The following is a 21,641-nucleotide window of genomic DNA, read 5'->3' on the forward strand; positions in this document are numbered from 1 at the left end:
GACTCGCCGCCGGGCCGGAGCGGCGCCGGGCGGAAGGGTGCGGCGGGGGCGGGCGGAGGGTGCGGTCACGGATCGTCCGGCGGGCCGGAGCGGATCCGGTCCGGCCGGTGTGCCGGCCCCGCCCCGCGAGTTGCCGGGCCCCCGTAAGCCCTGTGTCATGTCGGCTGCGTCCCACCCGTCCACGGACGTGCCGGATGACCGGCCGTCCAGATTTCGCCACTCGTGTGGGGGGAGGAGTGCGCTTGGATTCGCGCCACTATGAACAGTCGCCGGTGCGGCAGTCAAGGGCTGTCCGGAACGGTCACGGAGGAGGCGGTTCCACCCCTCCCACGTTCACCGAGAGTGACACGGGATCCGGACGTTTCGCCCGCCGGAATAGTCAAACCCCTTGCGAAAACTGAGGGTTGACGTTCCACCAGCACGCTGACAAGCTGCTGCCTCGCGACCCCCACATTGGTCCATACCACTACGGTTGCGTAGGAGCACCATGAGCGTGACGCTCTGCCATCTGCTTCGGGAACGAGCCTCCACCGAGCCGGAACGGGAGGCCATGGCTCTCAGCGGCGTGGGAGCGCTCCCGTTCGATCTATGGGAGAAACGTTCCGACGCCGTGGCCGCCGGACTGCTCGGCCAGGGAGTGACCCCGGGCGAACGGATCGGACTGGTCTTCGGCAACGGCGACTGGCTGGAATACGCCGTCGCCTTCCTCGGCGTGCTCAAGGCGCGGGCGGTCGCCGTCCCGCTCTCCGACCAACTGGCCGAGGCCGACGTGGAGTCGATGCTCCGCCACTGCGGTGCGACCAGGGTGCTGCGCCCCGGGGCGCTCCCGTCCGCCGAGGGCACGCCGGAGCTCCCCCACCCCGGCGACCCGGCGCAGATCCTGTACACCTCGGGCACCACCGGGCGACCCAAGGGCGTGCTGGCCACCCACGCGAACCTGGCGCACGGCTGGGGCGGGCGGCGCAGACCCTTCGCCCACTCCCAGCACCTGGCCCACGCCTTCCCGATCGGCACCAACGCCGGCCAGTGGATGCTCGCCAACGCCATCGGCGCCCATCCCACCGTCGTCACCCTCGGCCGCTTCACCCCGGGGCGCTTCGCCCGGCTGATCGAGCAGTACCGGGCGGGCACCGTCTTCCTGGTCCCCACCATGGCGATCGAGATGCTGGCCGCGGGCGCGCACACCCGGCACGACCTGTCCGGAGTGCTGCTGCTGGGGTCCGCGGCCGCCCCGCTGCCGGCCAAGGTGGCCGCCGAACTCACCGTCGCCTTCCCCAAGGCGACCATCGCCAACTACTACACCTCCACCGAGGCCGCGCCCGCGCAGACCGTGATGCTCTACGACGCCGGGCGCCCCTCCAGCGTCGGCCGGCCCGCCTCCGGCGGCGCGGTCAGGATCACCGGGCCGGACGGCAAACCGGCGCCCGCCGGGGAGACCGGCGAGGTGTGGATGCGCTCCCCCACCGCGAGCCGCACGTACTTCGGCGACTCCGGCGCCACCGGTGAGGTCTTCCGCGACGGCTGGGTCCGGATGGGCGACCTCGGCCGGATCGACGACGACGGCTACCTCTACCTGGTCGACCGGGAGAGCGACGTCATCAAGTCCGGGGCGTACAAGGTCTCCACGCTGCACGTCGAGGAGGCGGTGTACCAGCACCCGGACGTGGTCGAGGCCGCGGCCTTCGGGGTGGCCCACCCCGCCCTCGGCAAGGCGGTGGCGATCGCGGTGGTCGGCAGCGTCGACCACACCGAACTACGGGCCTTCCTCACCGGGCGGCTGGCCCCGCACGAGCAGCCGTACCGCCTGGTCACCCTGGACTCCCTGCCCCGCAACCACGGCGGCAAGGTCGACAAGCGCACGCTCCGAGAGGCCGTCCGATGAGCCAGCTCTCCCCCGCCCAGCACGGCATGTGGATCGCCTCCCGGAAGGGAGCCGGCACCGCGTACCACATGCCCGTCGTGATCCGCCTCTCCCGACAACCGGATCCGGACACCCTCGCCAAGGCCTGCCACGCCCTGGTGCAGCGGCACCCCGTGCTCGGCAGCGCCGTGGCCGAGAGCGACGGAGTCCCCCGTCTGGTGCCCGCCGCCGAACTGCCGGTCCTTCAGCGGACGGCCACGGTCGACGAGGTGGTCGGCCGGCCGTTCGACCTGGCCGCCGGCCCCCTGGTGCGCTTCGCCCTGGTCGGCGCGGACACCCTGGTCGTCGTCGCCCACCACCTGGTCTTCGACGGCGGCTCCAAGGACGTGCTGGTCGCCGACCTGGGCACGCTGCTCGCCGGCGGCGTCCTGGACGGTCCCGCAACCGCCCGGGCCGAGGACGACGCGGCGTCGCCGGACCCGGCGGAGGCCACCGCCTTCTGGGCCGGGCGCCCGCACCAGGCCGAGCAGACCGTCGTGGCCGGCGAGGTGCTGCGCTCCCGCGCCACCTCGGAAGGGGCCCTCCTCGAGTTCCCCCTCGACGTCCCCCGGCTCGACGGACTGAGCCGCTTCGAGGTGCTGACGGCCGCGCTGCACACCCTGCTCGCCTCCTACGGCAACGGCGAGGTGGTCACCGCCCTGGACCTGTCCACCCGGCCCGAGGAGCTGGGCGGCGAGATCGGCTGCTGGGTCAACGAACTGCCGCTCGCCTCCCGCCCGGCCTTCGGCACGCCCTTCCGCGGTTTCGCCGCCTCGCTGCGCGCCGAGCTGCGCGGCATCTACCGGCACCGCGAGGTCCCGCTGGCCCGGGCCGTCCCGGGCCTTCGGCCGCACGCGGCGCTCGCCCCCGTCTCGCTCAGCTACCGCCGGCTCGCCGAGGAGCGGCCGGCGCTGGGCGAGGTGGAGTGGCTCGCCTTCAACCACGGCGTCCGCGGCGCCCTGCAGTTGCAGGTCGTCCAGGGCGCCACCGGTGCGTGGGTGTCGCTGCGCCACGATCCGCGGGAGCTCACCGACCCGGCACGGTTCGCCGACGACCTCACCCGGCTGCTCGCCGCCGTCGCGGAGGGGCCGGACCGGTCGCTGGGCGAGCTGACGCCCTTCACCGCCGTCCCGGCCACGGGGGCCGTCGCGCCGCCCGCTGCCGACACCGCGTCCTCACCGGACGCCGCGATCGCCCCCTCCACCGCGGCCGCCCCGGACGCCGCGTCCACCGCGTCCACCGCGGACGATCCGATGATCGCGCAGGTCACCGCCATTTGGGAGGCCGTGCTCGAGCTGTCGCCGATCGAGCCGCACGACGACATCTTCGACCTGGGCGGCCACTCGCTGACGATCACCCAGATCATCTCCCGGATGGAGCAGCAGCTCGGCGTGGAGATCTCGCTGGACGACTTCTTCGACAACCCGACCGTCGCGGGCGTGGTGGCGGTGGTCCGCGGATGACCGTCACCACCTCCGAGCGTGGGCACGCGCCGCCCCTGGAGGAGCCGGCCGACGAGGACCTCTCGCTGCTGCTCTCCGTCCGGGCCTTCGAGCTCAAGCTGCTGGAACTGTTCGGCCAGGGCATGCTCAACGGCACCACCCACACCTGCCTGGGGCAGGAGTACATCCCGGTGGCCCTGCGACCGCTGCTGCGGCCGGACGACCACGTCTTCAGCAACCACCGCGGTCACGGCCACTACCTGGCGCGCTTCGAGGACTACGAGGGTCTGCTCGCCGAGATCATGGGCCGGCGCGGCGCGGTCTGCGGCGGGGTGGGCGGCAGCCAGCACATCCGCCGGGACCGCTTCCTGTCCACCGGCGTCCAGGGCGAGAGCCTGCCGGTGGCGTGCGGGGTCGCGCTGCACCTGAGGCGCGCCGAGCCCGGTGCGCTGGCCTGCGTCCACATCGGGGACGGCACCTTCGGCGAGGGCGCCGTCTACGAGGCGCTCAACCTGGCCGCGCTGTGGCGGCTGCCGCTGCTCGTGGTGGTGGAGAACAACGGCATCGCCCAGACCACCCCGGTCTCCGCCAACATGGCCGGCACCGTCGCGGGGCGTGCCGCCGCGTTCGGCATCGACCACGTCCGCACCGACTCGGTGGACCTCGGCGTGATCCGCCGGCTGCTGGCCCCCCGGATCGAGCGGGTCCGCGAAGGGCAGCCGCTGGTGGTGGAGTTCGCCACGCACCGGCTCGGCCCGCACAGCAAGGGCGACGACACCCGGCCCGCCGAGGTCGTCGAGCGGGCCAGGGCGGCGGACTGGTACGGCCGGTACGCGGCCCTGTGCCCGGAGCGGTTCGCGCGCCTGGACGCCCGGGCCCGGGCGCACATCGACGAGGTGGCCCGTGACGTGGCCGGTCGGGAGCCGTCATGAGGGTCTCCGAGAACCTGAACGCCGCCCTGCACACGGTGCTGGAGCGCGACGCGGGGATGCATCTGCTGGGCGAGGACGTCCTCGACCCGTACGGCGGCGCCTTCGGCGTCACCCGCGGGCTCTCCACCCGCTTCCCGGACCGGGTGCTCACCACGCCCATCAGCGAGAACGCCGTCACCGGGGTGGCGGCCGGGCTGGCGCTGGCCGGGGACGGCGCGGTCGTGGAGATCATGTTCGGCGACTTCGTCACGCTGGCCTTCGACCAACTGGTCAACTTCGCCGCCAAGTCGGTCTCCATGTACGGCAGTCGGGTGCCGATGCGCATGGTGGTGCGCTGTCCCGTCGGCGGCGGCCGGGGCTACGGCCCGACGCACAGCCAGAGCCCGCAGAAGCACTTCCTCGGCGTGCCCCATCTGGCGCTCTACGAGGTCTCGCCGTTCCGGGACAACGCCGAGGTGTTCGCCGAGATGCTGGCCCGCGAGGAGCCCTGCGTCCTGTTCGAGGACAAGGTGCTCTACACCCGTCCGATGGGCGAGGTCGAGCCGCCGTTCACACTCCAGCAGGACGGCCCCGTCGCCCGGATCGGACTCACCGACGAGCCGGACTGCGTGATCGTGGCGGGCGGCGGTGTGGCCCACCGCGTGCTGGAGGCGATGCGCGGCCTGCTGCTCGAGGAGGAGATCGTCTGCACCCTGCTGGTGCCCTCCCGGCTCTACCCCGTCGAGCTCGACCTTCCCCCGGCCCGGCACGTCTTCGTGGTCGAGGAGGGCACCGCAGGGGGCACCTGGGGCGCCGAGGTGGCCCGGGTGGTCCACGAGCGCCACTGGCAGGACCTCGCACGACCGGTGACCCTGATCCACTCCGCGGACTCGGTCATCCCCACCGCCCCCCATCTGGAGCGCGAGGTGCTCGTCGGCGCCTCGGACGTCCACCGTGTCATCCGGGAGACCCTGCGTGGCTGAGCTGTCGATGCCCAAGCTCAACAACAACGACACCGACTACGTGCTGACCGCGTGGCTGGTCGAGGACGGCGAGGCGGTCACCGAGGGCCAGCCGGTCGCGGAGGTCGAGACCTCCAAGGCGAGCCAGGAGGTGGAGGCGGAGTCCGCCGGGACGTTCCGCCGGCTGGTCCGGGAGGGCGCGCGCTGCCTGCCCGGCGAGGTGATCGCGGAGCTGGTGGCCGAGGGCGCGCAGCCCGCCCTCCCCCGGCCCGCGGGGCCCACCGCGTCCGTCGCGTCCCACGCTTCCGCCGCTTCCGCCGCGCGCGGGGCCGGCGGGCCGCCGGTCACCCGGCCGGCGCAGGAGCTCGCGGACCGCCTGGGCGTCACCGCCGGTCAACTGGCCACGCTGGACGTGGCGGTGGTCCGCACCGAGGACGTCCAGGCACTCGCCGACGCGCAGGCCGGATCCCCGGGTCCCGCGCCGGACGTGCCCGCCCCGGCGGCCGAGGAACGGCCGGGCGTGCCGCTCACCCGGGTGCAGCAGGCCGTGGCGCGGGCGGTGGAGCTCTCCCACCGCACCGTCCCCGCCGCGTACACCGTGGTCCGGATGGACCTCGGTCCCGTCCTGACCCGGGCCCGGGAGCTGACCCGTGAGGTCCGCCGGCCGGTCGGCCTGGCGGAGCTGTTCGTCCAGCGGGTCGCCGCGCTGCACGCCGACTTCCCGCGGTTCTTCTCCTCGATCGACGGCACCATCGCGATCCCGGCCGAGGCCCCGCACATCGGCGTCACCGTCGACCTCGGCGAGGGTCTGTACGTCCCCTGCCTCCACGACGCCGCGAACCTCACGCTGCGCGAGATCGCCACCCGGCTGACCGCCTACCGGATCGCCGCCACCAAGGGCGGCTTCGACGAACGCGACCTGACCGGCGCCAACTTCGTGATCACCCTGCACACCGACGGGGACGTGGTGCTCGCCATCCCCTTCGTCTTCCCCGGCACCGCCTGCGCGCTGGCGGTGACCGCCCCGTCGGACGGCACCCAGGCCCACATCGGGCTCGCCTACGACCACCGCCTGATCAACGGCCGGGACGCCGCGCTGTTCCTGAAGGCCCTGAAGAACTCCGTGGAGGGGCTCGTCTGATGTCGGCCGTCGAGATGTCCGAAGCCAAGAGAGAACTGCTGCGCCGCCGTCTGGCGCGCCGCGAGGTCCAGGTCCAGGGGATACCGCGGCGCGAGGAGGGCAGCGAGCCGGTGCTCGCCCCCGCCCAGGAACCCCTGTGGTTCATGGAGCAGTTCGTCCCCGGCACCTCCACCTACAGCGTCGTGCTGTCCATGCGGCTGCGCGGCCCGCTCGATGCGGCGCGCCTCGGGGAGGCCCTGGCCGAGCTGCCCCGGCGGCACGACGCCCTGCGGCACCGGTTCCCCGCCGACCAGGACGGCCGTCCGGTGGTCCGGGAGCTCGCGGAGTGCGAGGTGCCGCTGGCGTGCACCGAGGCCGCCGACGACGAGGAGACCGCCGCCGCGATCGACGCGGAGAGCGCCTTCCCGCTCGACCCCGCCGAGGGCCCGCTGCTGCGTTCCCTGCTGGTGCGGCGCGGCCCCGAGGACCACGTCCTGACGCTGCTGGTGCACCATCTGGTGGCCGACGGCCGGTCCGCGCAGCTGCTGATGGCCGATCTGCTCGCCCTGTACCGGGGCGAGGCGGCGTCCGCTCCCGCCACCCGGTTCTCCGACATCGCGGCCTGGCAGCGCGAGCGGACCCACGACCGCGACAGCGCCTTCTGGCGGGAGCGGCTGGACGGTCTGCCCCGCCTCGACCTCACCACCGACCGGCCCCGCCCGGCGGTCCAGCGCTTCGACGGCGCCTCGGTCACCCGCACGCTCGACCCCGAACTCACCGCCGCCGTGGGCGAACTGGGGCGGGCGCACGGCGCCACCCCCTTCATGACCGTGCTGGCCGCCTTCACCGCGCTGCTGGCGCGGTGCACCGGCCGGGACGACTTCGGCGTGGGCACGCCGGTGGCGGGGCGGACCCGGCCGGAGTTCGAGGACGTCGTCGGCATGTTCGTCAACACCCTCGTGCTGCGGGCCCGGTTGGACGACGACCCGACCTTCGCCGATCTGCTGTCCCGCACCCGGGACACGGTGATCGACGCGCTCGACCACCAGGAGCTGCCCTTCGCCCGACTGGTCGAGGAGCTCAACGTCCCGCGCGATCCCAGCCGTCAGCCGCTGGTGGACGTCCTCTTCTCCCTGCACGACCTGGCCTCCGGCGACACCACCGGCACAGGCGGAACCGGCCCGGGCACCGCCGGCCCGGGCGGCACCGGCGACGCGGCCGGCGAGGACGCGAAGGCGCTGACGGCCGACGACTTCCCCCTGCCGCCCGGTTCCGCCCGCCACGACCTGGAGCTCTACCTCACCCCGTCCCCGGACGCCGGGCTGAACTGCACCTTCGTCTACAAGACCACCCTCTTCGAGGCGGACACCGTCGCGCGCATGGCCGGCCACCTGGAGACCCTGCTGCGCGCCGCCGTGACCGGCCCGGACACCCCCGTCAGCCGGCTCCCCCTGCTCGACGACGCCGAACGCGTCCTCCTGGAGGAGTGGAACGCCACGGAGGCGGACTTCCCCGCCGACCGGACGCTGCACGGCCTGATCGAGGACCAGGTCCGGCGCACCCCCCGGGCCACCGCCGTCACCTTCGCCGGCGCCTCGCTCGACTACGCCGCGCTGGACGCCCGGGCCAACCAGGTCGCCCACCGGCTGCGCGCGCTGGGCGTCGGCCCCGGCTCACTGGTCGGCGTCTGCGCCGACCGCTCCCTGGAGCTGGTGTGCGGGCTGCTCGGCGTCCTGAAGACCGGCGCCGCGTACGTGCCGCTGGACCCCGAGTACCCGGCGGACCGCGTCGCGTTCATGCTGACCGACGCCGACGCCCCGGTGGTGCTCACCCAGAGCGCCGTCGTCGACGGCGAACTGGGCCCGGCGCTCGGCGCGACCGGCGCGGCCGTCCTCCTGCTGGACCGGGCCGCGGAATGGGACGACCGCCCCACGACGGCGCCCGAGCCCGCCGGTGAACCGGACACCGCGGCCTACCTGATCTACACCTCGGGCTCCACCGGACGGCCCAAGGGCGTGCCCAACCGGCACCGGTCGATCGTCAACCGGCTGGACTGGATGCAGAAGCGGTTCCGGCTCACCGCCGGGGACACCGTGCTCCAGAAGACCCCGGCCGGCTTCGACGTCTCGGTCTGGGAGTTCTTCTGGCCGCTGGTGACCGGCGCCCGGCTGCTGCTGGCCGCGCCCGGCGGTCACCGCGACCCCGCGTACCTGCGGCGGCTGATCGAGACCGAGGCGGTCTCCACCGTCCACTTCGTCCCCTCGATGCTGAGCCTCTTCCTCGCCGAGGACGACGTGGCGGGCTGTTCCTCGCTGCGGCGGATCGTCTGCAGCGGCGAGGAACTCCCCGTCGACCTGGCCCTGCGGTGCCTGGACGCCCTGCCCGGCGCCGAGCTGCACAACCTGTACGGCCCGACCGAGGCGGCGATCGACGTCTCGGCCTGGCACTGCACCGAGGAGAACCTGCGCGACCGCGCCCGGGTGCCGATCGGCCTGCCGATCCAGAACGCCGAACTGCACGTCCTCGACGCCCACGGCGAGCCGGTGCCCGTCGGGGTGCCCGGTGAACTGCACCTGGGCGGCGTGCCGGTGGCGGCGGGCTACCACAACCGCCCGGAGCTGACCGCGGAACGCTTCACGGGCGGCCGGTACCGCACCGGCGACGCGGCGCGCCGGCTGCCCGACGGCAGCGTGGAGTTCCTGGGCCGGCTCGACGACCAGGTCAAGCTGCGCGGTCTGCGGATCGAGCTCGGGGAGATCGCGGCGGCGCTGCGCGAGCGGGCCCGCGTCCGGGAGGCCGCGGTCGTGGTCAGCGAGGACCAGCGGTTGATCGCCTACCTGGTCGGCGGACCGGAGGACCCCGCGCAGGCCCGGGAGGCCGTCCGCGGTGTGCTGCCCGAGTACATGCTGCCCTCCGCCTACGTCGCGCTGGACGCCCTGCCGCTGACCCCCAACGGCAAGCTGGACCGCAAGGCCCTGCCCGCCCCCGCGGTCACGACCGCCGAGTACCGCGAACCGGTCACCGAGACGGAGCGGACGGTCGCCGCCGTGTGGGCGGAGGTGCTGGGGCTGGAACGGGTCGGTCTGGACGACGACTTCTTCGACCTCGGCGGGCACTCGCTGCTGGCCATCCAGGCCGTGGCCAAGCTGCGCAAGGCGCTCCCGCCGGGCGGTCGGCAGGTCGGCGTGGTCGACGTGTTCTCCTGCCGCACGGTCTCCGACCTGGCCGCGCTCGCCGCGGAGGCGGCCCCCGAGGGACCGCGCCCGCTGCTCCAGCGGCTCACCCCGCCACGCCCCGCCGCCCGGGTCAGTTACGTCTGCGTGCCGTACGGATCGGGCAGCGCCATCGTGTACCAGCCGCTCGCGGAGGCGCTGCCCGGCGACGAGGCGCTGTACGCGCTGTCCATCCCCGGCAACGACATCGGTCTCGACGAGGAACCGATGGACTTCGACGAGCTGGCGGAGCGGACCACTCAGGAAATCCTCGCGATCGAGGGCCCGTTGGTGGTCTACGGCCACTGCGGGGTCGGCGCCGCGCTCGCCGTGGAGCTGGCCCGCCGGGTGGAGGCCGCCGGACGGGAGGTCGAGGCGGTCTACATCGGCGCGATCTTCCCCTTCGCCCGCCCCGGCGGCCTGTGGAGCCGGCTCGTCCGGCCGGACGTCCTCGACCGGCTGCGCGGCAGCCGCCGCGACCTCGACTCGCTCAAGGCGCGTGGCGTCGACCTGGACGAGCTGGAGCCGGGGGTCGCCGACCGGATCGTCCGCACCATGCGGCACGACTCGCGGGCCGCCGAACGCTACTTCACCCGGCTCTTCGACACCCCCGACCGTGAGCGGCTGCGGGCCCCGGTCGTCTCGGTGATCGGCGAACGCGACCCGGCGACCCATATGTACGAGGAACGCTTCCGGGAGTGGCACTTCCTCACCGACACCGCCGCCCTGGTGGTGCTGGACGAGGGCGGTCACTTCTTCCTGCGCTACCGGGCCGAGGAACTGGCCGACGTGCTCCGCGTCCACACCCGGCTGGACGATCCTCCGCCGCGTGCCGAGGACGACACCTGGTGGGTCCACGAGGTCGCCGACGCGGGGCAGGACAGCGCGCCGGCCGACACGGTCAGGCCCGGCATGGGCCGCTTCCTCACGATCGCGGCGGGCCAGCAGATCTCGCTGATCGGCTCGGCGCTCACCGGCTGGGCGCTGCCGATCACCGTGCTGATGGACTCCGGTTCCATCGCCCAGTTCTCCGCGCTGGCCGTGCTGAACCTCGCGGGTCTGCTGCTCTCGCCGCTGGCCGGGGCGATCGTGGACCGGGGCAGCCGGCGGAAGGTGATCCTGCTCGCCGACGTCGCCTCCACGGTGGTGACGGCGGTGCTCGCGGTGCTGGTGCTGAGCGGTGGTCTTCAGCAGTGGCACACCTACGTGCTGGTCGCCGGCCTGTCCGTGACCAGCACCTTCCAGCGGCTCGCCTTCGGCTCGGCGGTGCCGCAGCTGGTCCCCAAGCACTTCCTGGGGCACGCGATCGGGGTGACCCAGCTGACCAACGGCGTGGCGCAGCTGGTCGTGCCGCTGGTGGCGGCCGGGCTGCTCAGCCTGATCGACCTGGGCGGCATCGTGCTGATCGACGTGGCCAGCTACGCGTTCGCCATCGTCACGGTCGCCCTGGTCCGCTTCCCCAACACGCTGCCGTGGCGTCCCCGGGAGCCGCTCACCACCGAGATGGCCAAGGGGTTCTCCTACACCTGGCGGGACCGAGGGCTGCGGTCGATGCTCGGCTTCTTCGCCGTCCTCAACCTCTTCCTCTCCCCGCTGATGCTGCTGGTCTCCCCGCTGGTGCTCTCCTTCGCGAGCCTGACCGAGGTGGGGACCATCTCCGTCGTCTCCGGCCTCGGGGTGCTGCTGGGCGGCGCCACCATGGCGGTGTGGGGCGGCCCGAGCGGCAACCGCTTCCGGGTGGTGCTGGTGACCACGGTCTGCATGGCCGCGGGCGGTCTCCTGGTGGGCCTGCGGCCGTCCCTGGTGACGGTGGGCGTCGGGGCCTTCGCCCTGACCTTCTTCCTCACCCTGATGAACAGCGTCTACACGACGATCGTCCAGCTCAAGGTGCCGTTCCGGTACCACGGCCGGGTTTTCGCCCTGAACACGCTGGTGGCCTGGTCGACGCTGCCGATCGGCATGGGCCTGATCGCCCCGCTCGGCTCCGGTCTCTTCGACCGCCTCCTCACCGAGGACGGCGCCCTGGCCTCCACGGCGGGGCTGCTGGTCGGCACGGGTCCGGGCCGCGGCATCGCCCTGATGTTCGTGCTCTGCTCCGCGGCGATGGCCCTGGTGGTCGTCGGCGCCCTGCGGATGCCGCGGCTCCGTCACTTCGACACCGAGATGCCGGACGCGGTCCCGGACGACCTCCTCGGGGTGGAGACCCTGAAGGAGCGCCGGCGCACGGCAGGGGTCTGACGCGGGGGCGTGCGGGCTTGGCCCGCACGCCCGCCTCGGGAGGGTTCGGGCGGGTCAGCGCGTGGCGCGGTACGCGGCCGTGATCTGCCGCACCACGACGTCCGGGTGGGACATCATCACGACGTGGGAGGCGCCCTTGACCTCGACGGTCCTGCTCCGGGCGCGTTCGGCCATGAACCGTTGCAGGGCCGGCGGGATGACCCGGTCGGCGCCCGCGACGACGTACCAGGACGGCAGGGTCCTCCAGGCCGGGACCCCACTGGGCCCCGACAGTCCGTTCAGGCTGCCCGGCCGCTGGGAGACGGCCATCACCCGGGTGGTGGCGCGTGGCAGGTCCGCGGCGAACACCTCGTGGAACGCCGCCGGGTCGATGTACCCGTCGGCGTCGGTCCCGCCGGGCAGCGGCCGGGTCACCAGCGCGCCCTCCAGCCGGCTGCCGGGGAACCTGCGCGCCAGTTGCAGCGCGTTCTCGCCTTCGTCGGGCGCGAAGGCGGCGGCGTAGACGAGGGCCTTCACGTGGTCGTGGCCCCGGGCGGCGTTGGTGATCACCTCGCCGCCGTAGGAGTGGCCCACCAGGATCACGGGGCCGGGCAGCGTCGCGAGGATGCCGGACAGGTACGCCGAGTCACCGGCGAGGTCCCGCAGGGGGTTGGCCGGTGCGAGGACCTGGTGCCCCGCCTCCAGCAGCCGGGCGGTCACGGCGTTCCAGCCGGAGGCGTCGGCGAAGACGCCGTGGACGAGCACGACGGTCGCGCCGGTGGCCCGGCCGTTCGCCTCGTCCGCGTCGGCGCGGGACGCGGTGCCGGGCCGTGAACCGGTGCCGGCGGCGGATCCGGCGCCGTCTGCGGATCCGGCGCCGTCGGAGGCGTGCGCGGCGGCGCCGAGCGTGAGGGCGCCGCCCGCCCCGATCAGCCCGCCGAGCACGCGGCGACGGGAAGGGGCTTCGGAAGTCATCGGACGGGGTCCTTTCGTCGGAGGGCGAGGGGCGAGGGGCCGAGCCGGCGGGTTCCTGACCCGGTCCGCCCGACCCTGCGCCGCCCACGTCGGCCGGCACGGGATCACTCCTGGTCACGACCGTCGCAGGACTCCGATCGTTCACGCCGTCGGCGGTTCGTCGCCCCGGCACGCCGAGGGGACTCCGAGCGTTCACCCCGCGACGACCGATCGGCCGAGACGGTGCCATCCTCGACGGGTGTCCTCCTCCTACGTGGGTGCCGTGTTCTTCGACGTCGACGGCACGCTGGTCCCCGGCACCAGTTCCTCGGTCTTCCTGGCCGGCTTCCTCGGTCACCACGACGAGCTGGCCGCGGCGGAGGACGCCTACGCCGCGGGCGAGCTGGACAACCGGCAGGTGTCCGAGCTGGACGCGAAGGCCTGGGCGGGGGTGACCGAGGAGCAGGTCTCCCGTCGGCTCGACGCGCTGCCCCTGGTGGCGGGCATCGCGGAGACCGTGAGCTGGTGCCGGAGGAACCGGCTCGCCCCGGTACTGGCGACCCTTGCCTGGTGGCCGGTCGGCAGCCATCTCACCGGCCGCTTCGGCTTCCACGCCTTCGGCGGCCCCCGGCTGGAGGTCGTGGACGGCCGCTACACCGGCCGGGTCGCCCACCACTTCGACGAGTACGACAAACGGGACCTCGCCCTGGCCCAGGCGCGGGACCTGGGGCTCTCCGCCGTCTCCTGCGGGGCCGTCGGGGACAGCCGGTCCGACCTGCCCCTGTTCGCCTCCGCCGGGGCGAGCGTGGCGTTCAACGCCTCGGGCGCGGCGCGGGTGGCCGCCACCGTGGCGGTGGACGGCGACGACCTGCGCGCGGTGCTCCCCGCGCTGGAACGCCTGGTCACGGCCGTCCCGTAGGGGTCCCGGAGATCGCGCTCCCGTACGGCACAACCCGCACCGCCGGCCGCCCGACGTCATACCGCAGGAGGAGGGAACCGTCCCGCCGTCAGCCTCCGGAGGGCACCGGGAACGGGCACCTGGAGGGACGGTCCGTGGCCCCGGGGGGCGTCAGGATGGTCAGGTCCCACAGCAACAGCCCTCAGGAGTGCAGTCACGTGACCACCACCGCCCACCGAACCACCGCAGTGGCCGCCCGCGCCACGGAGCTGTCCAAGGTCTACGGACAGGGCGAGACCCAGGTGGTCGCGCTCGACCGGGTCACCGTGGAGTTCCGGCAGGGCGAGTTCACCGCCATCATGGGCCCGTCCGGCTCCGGCAAGTCGACGCTGATGCACTGCGTCGCCGGCCTCGACACCTTCAGCGGCGGCTCCGTCCGGCTCGGCGAGACCGAACTCGGCGCCCTCAAGGACAAGCAGCTCACCAAGCTGCGCCGCGACAAGGTCGGTTTCATCTTCCAGGCGTTCAACCTGCTGCCGACCCTGACCGCGATGGAGAACATCACCCTGCCGATGGACATCGCCGGCCGCAGGCCCGACAAGGAATGGGTGGAGCGGGTCATCGACATGGTCGGGCTCTCCGGGCGGCTCCACCACCGTCCCGCCCAGCTGTCCGGCGGCCAGCAGCAGCGCGTCGCCGTCGCCCGCGCACTCGCCTCCCGGCCCGAGATCGTCTTCGGCGACGAGCCGACCGGCAACCTCGACTCGCGCTCCGGCGCCGAGGTGCTGGGCTTCCTGCGCCACTCCGTGCGGGAGCTGGGCCAGACCGTCGTGATGGTGACGCACGACCCGGTGGCGGCCTCGTACGCGGACCGCGTCGTCTTCCTCGCCGACGGGCGGATCGTCGACGAGATGCTCGCCCCGACCGCGGACGGCGTGCTGGACCGCATGAAGGCGTTCGACGCCAAGGGCCGCACGAGCTGAGCCCACGGGCTCCCTCCCTGCCCAGGCACTCGGTCCGCCGCTGCCACCCGGCACGCCCCCGTCACCCCCGTCCGGCCCGCGTCGACCGCGGACCCGGACGCCCCACCACCTGGACACCCACATGTTCCGTACCGCCGTGCGCACCGTCCTCGCGCACCGGACCAGACTGCTGATGACCGTGCTCGCCGTGATGCTCGGCGTGGCCTTCGTCTCCGGCACCCTGCTCTTCACCGACACCCTCTCCAACGCCTTCCGGAGCCAGTCCGCCAAGAGTTACGACGACGTGGCGGTGGCCGTCACCTCCTACGGCGACCCCGACGACCCCGAGGCCGACCCCGGCGTCCCGCAGAAGACCCTCGACAGGATCCGGGCGCTGGACGGCGTGGCCGCCGCGTACGGCCGCGTCGACGGCTTCGCCGGCGTGGCCGACCCCGACGGCAAGCTCATCGCCGGCGCCTTCGGCAGCCCCAAGGGCTCCAACTTCGCCCCGGGCGAGGACGGCAAGGACCCCCGCTACACCTTCACCCAGGGTTCCGGCCCGCTGAAGGCCGGACAGATCGCCCTGGACGAGGGCACCGCCGGCAAGGGCGGTTACGAGGTGGGCGACCGCGTGCGCGTCGCCACCAACGGGCCGGTCAGGACGTTCACCCTCAGCGGCGTCTTCACCACCGACGACGGCGAGGTGAAGGCCGGCGGCAGCCTCGTCCTCTTCGACACGGCGGTCGCCCAGAAGCAGTACCTCGAGGAGGGCTGGTTCAGCGACGTCACCGTCGTCGCCGCCCCGGGCGCCGACGACGAGCAACTCCTCGACGCCGTCGAGCCGCTGCTGCCCGCGTCCGCCGAGGCCGGCACCGGCCAGAAGCTCGCCGCGGAGCAGGCGAAGGAGATCGAGTCGGGTCTCGGCGCACTCAAGCAGGTCCTGCTGGGCTTCGCCGGCATCGCGCTCTTCGTCGGCGTCTTCCTGATCTCCAACACCTTCTCGATGCTGGTCGCCCAGCGCACCAAGGAACTGGCGCTGATGCGCGCCGTCGGCGCCTCGCGCAAGCAGATCACCCGCTCGGTCCTCGTCGAGGCGGCGGTGGTGGGCGCGATCGCTTCGGCGGTCGGCTTCGCCGTCGGCATCGCCCTGGCACTCGGGCTGCGCTCGGGCATGTCCGCGTTCGGCATGACCGTCCCGCCGGGGCCGCTGGTCGTCACCGTCACCCCGGTGGCCGCCGCGCTCGCCGTCGGCGTGCTGATCACCATGCTGGCGGCCTGGCTGCCGGGCCGTCGGGCCGCGAAGATCCCGCCGGTGGCGGCGATGAGCAGCGTCCACGCGGTCGCCACCACCCGGTCCCTGGTCGTCCGCAACTCGGTCGGCGCGGTGGTCACCGCGATCGGCGCGGCCGCCATCGTGTGGGGCGCGGGGGTCGGCGGCGACGACGGCCGGCTCCGGGTCGCGGGCGGCGCGTTCTTCGCGCTGATCGGCGTCATCGTGCTGATCCCGCTGCTCTCGCGTCCCGTCATCGCGCTGATCCGCCCCCTGCTCACCGGCCCGTTCGGCGTCTCCGGCAAGCTCGCCGGGCAGAACGCGGTCCGCAATCCCCGCCGCACCGGCGCCACCGCGTCCGCGCTGACCATCGGTCTGACGCTGGTGACCGGCCTGACGGTGCTCGGCGTGACCGTCGGCCAGGCTCTGGACCGGATGACCACGGACAACATCAAGGCCGACTACATGGTGGTGATGGCGAACGGCGGTCCCCTCGACCGGTCGGCGCTGACCGCCCTGGAGAAGGCCGACGGCGTGTCCGCGGTCTCACCGCAGCAGGCCGTCTCCCTCCGGCTCGCAAGCGACGGCAAGGGCGAGGACACGGCGGACGGGAAGCCCCGCCGGGGCGACTACCTCTCCGCGTCGGCGGTCACTCCGGGGGCCGTCGAGAAGGTCCTGCGCATCGACGTGGTGCGGGGTGACCTGGGCTCGCTCGCCGAGGGGGGCGTCGCGGTCGCCGAGAAGACGGCCGCCTCGAGGGGCTGGAAGGTCGGCACGGACATCCCCGTGACCTTCGCCGACCGCGAGCACGGCACCCTGACGGTCGGTGCGGTCTACAAGGACAGTGAGTTCCTCTCCCCCGTCGTCATCGGCACCGACGTCGCCGACGCCCACGAGGCGAAGCCGTACATCCCGCAGATCTTCGTCACGATGGAGGGTGGCGAGTCCGCGGCGAACGAGAAGGCCCTGGCCCACGCCCTCGGCGACAACCCGGCCATCACGATGATGGATCACCAGGACATCCGCGACGAGTTCGGCGGCATGATCAACCTGCTGCTCAACATCCTCTACGGCCTGCTCGCGATGGCGCTCCTCATCGCCGTCCTCGGGGTGGTCAACACCCTGGCGATGTCGGTCTTCGAGCGGCAGCAGGAGATCGGCATGCTCCGCGCGATCGGCCTCGACCGACGCCGGGTCAAGCGGATGGTCCGGCTGGAGGCCGTGGTGATCTCCCTGTTCGGAGCGCTGATCGGCGTCGGCCTCGGAGTCTTCCTGGGCTGGGCGATCGGGCAGACCATCAGGTCGTCGATCCCGGGTTACGAACTGGTGCTGCCCTGGGACCGGATCGCTCTCTTCCTGGTGGCCGCGGGCCTCGTCGGCGTCCTCGCCTCGCTGTGGCCGGCCCGCAGCGCGGCGAAGCTGAACGTCCTGGACGCCATCAAGACGGACTGACCCCCGCCCCACGGCGCGCGGGCCGGGTCCTTCACCCAGGTGAAGGACCCGGCCCCCTCGGTCGCGGGCAGGCCGCATCGAGGCCGTGGGCGTGGGCGTGGGCGTCAGAACTGGAACACGAGGTTGCTGCCGACCGCGGCCTCGCAGTCGTTGCCGTACGTCTTGGTGAAGGACACCGGCTGAAGCCGCCAGGTCCCGGTCACCGTGATCGTGACGGGCAGCCAGACCCCGGGGCAGCCCATGCCGGAGGCACGCGGGAGCTGGTCCAGCTTCCCGTTGACGGCGGCGATCTTGGCGCAGGCGTCCTCCGGCTTGGGGTGCGTCCCGCCGGCGGGCTCGCACAGGAGCGTCACCTGCTTGTTCACCGAGCCGCTCCAACTCGAGCCGCTCCTGGTCATGGTCAGGCTCGACAGCGCGGCGGCACCGGCCACCGAACCCTCGGACGCCGACGCCGCGCCGGACACGGCGGAGGCATTCCCGGCCGCCGCGGCCGGAACCACGGACCCCGCGGTCGCCAGGACCCCCGCGGCCAGCAGTACTCCCAGTCTCTTCCTCATGCTCGTACGTCTCCGATCGTCGTACTCGTATACCGTCACCTGCGGATGTCAGGGGCGGTCGGGTCAGAACCGGAACACGTAGCCGCTGCGGAACCCGGCATCGCAGTCGCTGCCGTAGGTCTTGGTCCAGTACACCGGCTGGAGCCGCCAGGTACCCGTCACCGTGACCGTCGTGGGCATCCAGACGGGCGGACAGGCAGCACTCCCAACAGGCTGGAGCTTGTCGAACTGTCCACCGACCGCGAGGAGTTGGGCACAGGCGTCGGCTGCGGTGGGGTGGGTCCCGCCGGTGGGCTCGCACTGGAGGGTGACCTGCCGGGCCGGCAGACCGCTCCAACTCGACCCGCTCTTGGTGATGGTCAGGCTCGACAGCGCGGCCGCGCCGCCGCCCGACACCCCCGACGACGACGCGCCGGCCGCCGCGGCCGGGACGACGGACCCCGCGGTCGCCATCACCCCCGCGGCCAGAAGCACCCCAAGTCGCTCTCTCATACCTCTCCGATCGTCGCTTCGGTGTGCCCCACCACCAAAGTCGTGCAGCACACGGCACCCCACAAGTGGGCCGTCGGCCACCTTGCACAGGTCCGGACGAGGACGATGCCGGGGTACGCCAGGACGACCTCGCGCAGCCAACACCGTGGCCCGCACCGTGATGTCCCCCCGTCCATGCCCACCGATTCCCTGAGGAGCAGACTGTGCGAGGACACGGCGCTGCATCAGAATGGGACAACCACTGCAGCCGTGTGCGGCTTCCGAAGGCATGGAGCCTTGAGGTCGAAGACCGCGACACCGCCGGACCAAAAGGGGCACCACGTGAACAGCCGCGCGGCGCGCGAGATGAGGAAGTCGACCACCACACCGGCTCGGATGCGGTCACCGCGCTCCCGGCGGCTCTTTCCTGGCCACGAGGTCGCCCGGCACGTCGAGTCGCTCCTACCTGGGTCGTGGGCCTGACATGCAGGCATGGGTCTACTACCTCGCGGCCGTGGCTCTCCTCCTGGGAGCGCTGGCCCAATGGCCCGGTCTACGCGCTCTGCGCCACGACCCCCTCAAACGCGCGGTCGCCGTCGTGGCCGTCCTCGGCGCCGGCTGCTTCAGCCTGGGAGCGCCTTCCACCGTCACCGCGATCAACGCGGTCAGTGTTCCGAACGCCGCGGCCCCGGTGACCTACGCCACGGTGATGGCCTTCAGCGCGGCCTCGCTCTGTCTCATGATTCAGTGGTACGGGGGCAGTTCGGACGGCGCCCGACGTGCGACGCGAGCCTGCACCATCGCGTACACCCTCGTCGCCGTCTCCCTGTTCGCGCTCTTCGTCGCGGGGGACGCCCCCGTGGAACGCACGGCCGACCTGGACACCTACTACGCGACGGCTCCGTTCATCCGGGAGATGATCGCCCTCTACCTGGTGGCCCATTTCGTAGCAGCGCTGACCACCGCAGTCCTGTGCGGTCGCTGGTCGCGCCATGCCCACGGCTGGATTCGCTGGTCCCTCATCCTGCTGTGCACCGGCTGGATCAGTGTCACGACCTACAGCGTCTGCAAACTGGCAGCGGTGGGCGCCCGCTGGTCCGGACAGGACTGGGACGGGCTCAGCACACACGTGGCTCCGTCCCTGGTGGCCCTCGGCACCGTCTTCGTGATGGCGGGTTACGCGCTCCCGTCGCTCGGCAGACGCGTCGAGAGCACGCTGGCCTTCATCCGTCTTCGACCACTGCATTGCCTCGTCGTGCCGGCCGACGGCCGCTTCACCGTGCGCCTGCCGGGAGTGTCCGGACTCGACACGCATCTGCACCTCATGCAAAGGGTCAGCGCCATCCGTGACGGCATCCACCGCCTGGATGCCCGCCTGGACTCCCGTGTCCAGGAGCAGGTCTACGACGACCTGTGCAGGGCGGGACGCGATCCGGTGCGGGCCTCCGACCTGGCGCTGGCGGCCGTGGTGGCGGTGGCCGCTCGCCCCGGCCCCGCCGTGCCGGACGCCCACAGGGCGGAAATACCCATGACGGAGGCCTCCCTGGTGCGGCTCTCCCGGGCCGTGGAGGCGCCCGAGGTCGCCGCCGTGGTACGGGCGCACCACGGCGGCGACGTACCCTCAGCCCTCACCCGAGGCAGGAATCCGGGCTGAGTCCGGCGCCTCCGGTGGTCTGGTCACACACCCTCCTCGCTGAGGCGCGGCGCCGTGCCGTCTTCCGCCGATGGAAGGGCACCCTCCAGTTGGCCTGTCCGGTCCAGGCGACGGAGGATCGCTCGTTCCTCCGCGGTCAGCGGTGGACCGTCGAGCAAGGGAAGCCGCGGGCCGGCGACCGTGGCGGCCACCAAGGAGGGCTTGAGCAGGTGAGCGCCACTTACCTGCAGGGTGGTCACGTCACACATCGCTGCGGACACCTTGTAGGACGTGGTGGCCACCCGGGCCATGCGGCGGGTGTAGCGGGAAAGCGCACGGTCCAGCAGGGACGGGGGGTCGCCCTCGACGCCGGGAACCCACCGGTCCATGGAGGCGCTGAGTGCCCAGGCCGCGTCCACCTGCTTGCCTATCTCGCGCTGAACGCGGCTGGACGCGCCCGTTTCGTCCAGCCGTCCCCTCTGCGCCTGCTGCTTCAACGCCTTGGCGCTGAGCGCGGCAACGGTGATGCCCTGGCCGTAGACGGGATTGAAGGAGGCGACGGCGTCGCCCAGTGCGACGAACCCGTCAGGAAGTCTGGCCTTCTCGAAGTGACGGCGCCTGTTTCCCGTACTCCGGGACAGCATGACGTCGGACAGAGGTTCGGCGCCTGAGATCAGCCGGCCCACGAGCGGGTCACGGAGACTCAGGGCATACGGAGCGAAGTCCTCGGCGCGCGAGGAAGGTTCTCCGCCCCGACTGCCGCTGACGCTGACGAGCCAGCGGTCGCCCTCGATCGGCACCAGCACGGCGGACCTGCTCGGTCTGGTCGGGTCCGGGACGGACTGGAGCATGATGAGCGGCAGGCTCTCGGCTCCTGCGGGTATGCGGAAGAGCCGACTGGCATACACGAGTCCGGCGTCGACCGCTGCCTCGGGAATGCCGGTCGTGCCCAGTTGTTCGAGCCAGGGCACGGCTCGGGAACCGCGCCCACCGGCGTCGACGACCACGTCGGCCGTGAGAGGATCCGCACCCGCCAGGCGGACGCCCGTGACCCGCTCGGCCGTACCTGTGAGCCCGGTGGCCTCCGCCTTGAGCACGGCGATACCCGGATGGGACAGAACGGCTCGGCGGACCACGAAGTCCAGCAGCTCACGACTGCACGTGAGGAGGCAATGGCTCCTCTGCGGCCAGCGGCGGAACCACCCCGCGGGCCCGGTCATGAGCGCGTCGGCCGTCATGGATATGTCCCGACCACCCGCTTCGAGGATGCTCTCCCGCAGTCGCAGGTCGGGAACCAGGTCTTCGATCGCCTGACGGCCGCTCGGCAGCAGGATGTGCGCGTGCCGGCTCTGAGGGAGGCCCTTACGGAAGGCCGGCTCATCGGGCAGCGTGTCCCGCTCCACGACGGTTACCTGGTCGACCTGGTCGGCCAGGGCAGCGGCGGCAAGGAGTCCGCCCAGGCTCGCCCCGACGACCACAGCACTGCGAGACATGGCTCTCCCCGATCTTCATGGTGGGATCACGTTACCTGCACACAACCCTCAGCAGCCCCATAGGAATTCAGACATCGAGGGCCACGACCGACCACCTTCGGTCTCCCGCGGACACGCCTGGCCCTTTACGGCTCGCACTGTGCCGGCGAACCTGCTGCGCACCTGGCGCCCCGGCCTGTCGGACGCG

At 72.7% G+C, this 21,641-nt stretch carries 14 protein-coding genes; 10 read left to right on the forward strand and 4 right to left on the reverse strand.

Annotated features, from left to right (window positions below):
- The first annotated feature begins 487 nt into the window (after positions 1-487).
- Genes ABT026_RS20820 through ABT026_RS20845 form a run of 6 tightly spaced genes read left to right on the forward strand, consistent with a single transcriptional unit; the run spans position 488 to position 11,785 of the window.
- Complete coding sequence (locus ABT026_RS20820) at positions 488-1,882, forward strand: class I adenylate-forming enzyme family protein (RefSeq protein ID WP_351116244.1); 1,395 nt, start codon at positions 488-490, stop codon at positions 1,880-1,882.
- Complete coding sequence (locus ABT026_RS20825) at positions 1,879-3,363, forward strand: condensation domain-containing protein (RefSeq protein WP_351116245.1); 1,485 nt, start codon at positions 1,879-1,881, stop codon at positions 3,361-3,363. The genes ABT026_RS20820 and ABT026_RS20825 overlap by 4 nt, the downstream gene beginning before the upstream one ends.
- Complete coding sequence (locus tag ABT026_RS20830) at positions 3,360-4,274, forward strand: thiamine pyrophosphate-dependent dehydrogenase E1 component subunit alpha (RefSeq protein WP_351116247.1); 915 nt, start codon at positions 3,360-3,362, stop codon at positions 4,272-4,274. Before ABT026_RS20825 ends, ABT026_RS20830 begins: the two co-directional genes overlap by 4 nt.
- Positions 4,271-5,236 (forward strand): alpha-ketoacid dehydrogenase subunit beta, encoded by a 966-nt coding sequence (locus tag ABT026_RS20835; protein ID WP_351116248.1) that lies wholly within the window; start codon positions 4,271-4,273, stop codon positions 5,234-5,236. The genes ABT026_RS20830 and ABT026_RS20835 overlap by 4 nt, the downstream gene beginning before the upstream one ends.
- Positions 5,229-6,356 (forward strand): 2-oxo acid dehydrogenase subunit E2, encoded by a 1,128-nt coding sequence (locus ABT026_RS20840; RefSeq protein WP_351116249.1) that lies wholly within the window; start codon positions 5,229-5,231, stop codon positions 6,354-6,356. Before ABT026_RS20835 ends, ABT026_RS20840 begins: the two co-directional genes overlap by 8 nt.
- Positions 6,356-11,785 (forward strand): non-ribosomal peptide synthetase/MFS transporter, encoded by a 5,430-nt coding sequence (locus tag ABT026_RS20845; RefSeq protein ID WP_351116251.1) that lies wholly within the window; start codon positions 6,356-6,358, stop codon positions 11,783-11,785. The genes ABT026_RS20840 and ABT026_RS20845 overlap by 1 nt, the downstream gene beginning before the upstream one ends.
- Before the next feature lie 54 nt (positions 11,786-11,839).
- Here the strand turns inward: ABT026_RS20845 and ABT026_RS20850 are convergent, their stop codons facing one another.
- Positions 11,840-12,739, reverse strand: coding sequence for an alpha/beta fold hydrolase (locus ABT026_RS20850; RefSeq protein ID WP_351116252.1), 900 nt, complete (start codon positions 12,737-12,739; stop codon positions 11,840-11,842).
- A 262-nt stretch (positions 12,740-13,001) separates the two neighbouring features.
- On the opposite strand from ABT026_RS20850, the gene ABT026_RS20855 reads away from it, so the two are divergent.
- The 3 genes from ABT026_RS20855 to ABT026_RS20865 all read left to right on the forward strand — a co-directional run bounded on the left by ABT026_RS20855 (position 13,002) and on the right by ABT026_RS20865 (position 17,300).
- Positions 13,002-13,637 (forward strand): HAD family hydrolase, encoded by a 636-nt coding sequence (locus ABT026_RS20855; protein WP_351116333.1) that lies wholly within the window; start codon positions 13,002-13,004, stop codon positions 13,635-13,637.
- Between the two features lie 197 nt (positions 13,638-13,834).
- A complete protein-coding gene (locus ABT026_RS20860) occupies positions 13,835-14,599 on the forward strand; it encodes an ABC transporter ATP-binding protein (protein WP_351116253.1) in 765 nt (254 codons plus the stop codon).
- Positions 14,600-14,720: 121 nt separating this feature from the next.
- On the forward strand, positions 14,721-17,300 hold the full coding sequence (locus ABT026_RS20865; protein WP_351116255.1) for an ABC transporter permease: 2,580 nt from the start codon (positions 14,721-14,723) through the stop codon (positions 17,298-17,300).
- Positions 17,301-17,404: 104 nt separating this feature from the next.
- Here ABT026_RS20865 and ABT026_RS20870 read toward each other — a convergent pair whose 3' ends face one another.
- Both ABT026_RS20870 and ABT026_RS20875 read right to left on the reverse strand, forming a co-directional pair.
- Positions 17,405-17,857 carry an SSI family serine proteinase inhibitor gene (locus tag ABT026_RS20870; protein WP_351116256.1) on the reverse strand — a complete coding sequence of 151 codons (453 nt, stop codon included), beginning with the start codon at positions 17,855-17,857 and terminating at the stop codon, positions 17,405-17,407.
- Positions 17,858-17,920: 63 nt separating this feature from the next.
- Positions 17,921-18,349: an SSI family serine proteinase inhibitor gene (locus ABT026_RS20875; protein WP_351116258.1), complete on the reverse strand. Its 429-nt coding sequence runs from the start codon at positions 18,347-18,349 to the stop codon at positions 17,921-17,923.
- A gap of 463 nt (positions 18,350-18,812) precedes the next feature.
- Here ABT026_RS20875 and ABT026_RS20880 point away from each other — a divergent pair, with 463 nt between their 5' ends.
- The gene (locus ABT026_RS20880) at positions 18,813-19,982 is read left to right on the forward strand and encodes a DUF6545 domain-containing protein (RefSeq protein WP_351116259.1); all 1,170 of its coding nucleotides are present in this window, start codon (positions 18,813-18,815) and stop codon (positions 19,980-19,982) included.
- A 23-nt stretch (positions 19,983-20,005) separates the two neighbouring features.
- On the opposite strand, the gene ABT026_RS20885 is transcribed toward ABT026_RS20880, so the two are convergent.
- Positions 20,006-21,439 (reverse strand): NAD(P)/FAD-dependent oxidoreductase, encoded by a 1,434-nt coding sequence (locus ABT026_RS20885; protein ID WP_351116261.1) that lies wholly within the window; start codon positions 21,437-21,439, stop codon positions 20,006-20,008.
- Between the last annotated feature and the right edge of the window lie 202 nt (positions 21,440-21,641).

Origin of the sequence: Streptomyces sp. NPDC002734 (assembly GCF_040295685.1) — a bacterium.
Classification (GTDB): Bacteria; Actinomycetota; Actinomycetes; order Streptomycetales; family Streptomycetaceae; genus Streptomyces.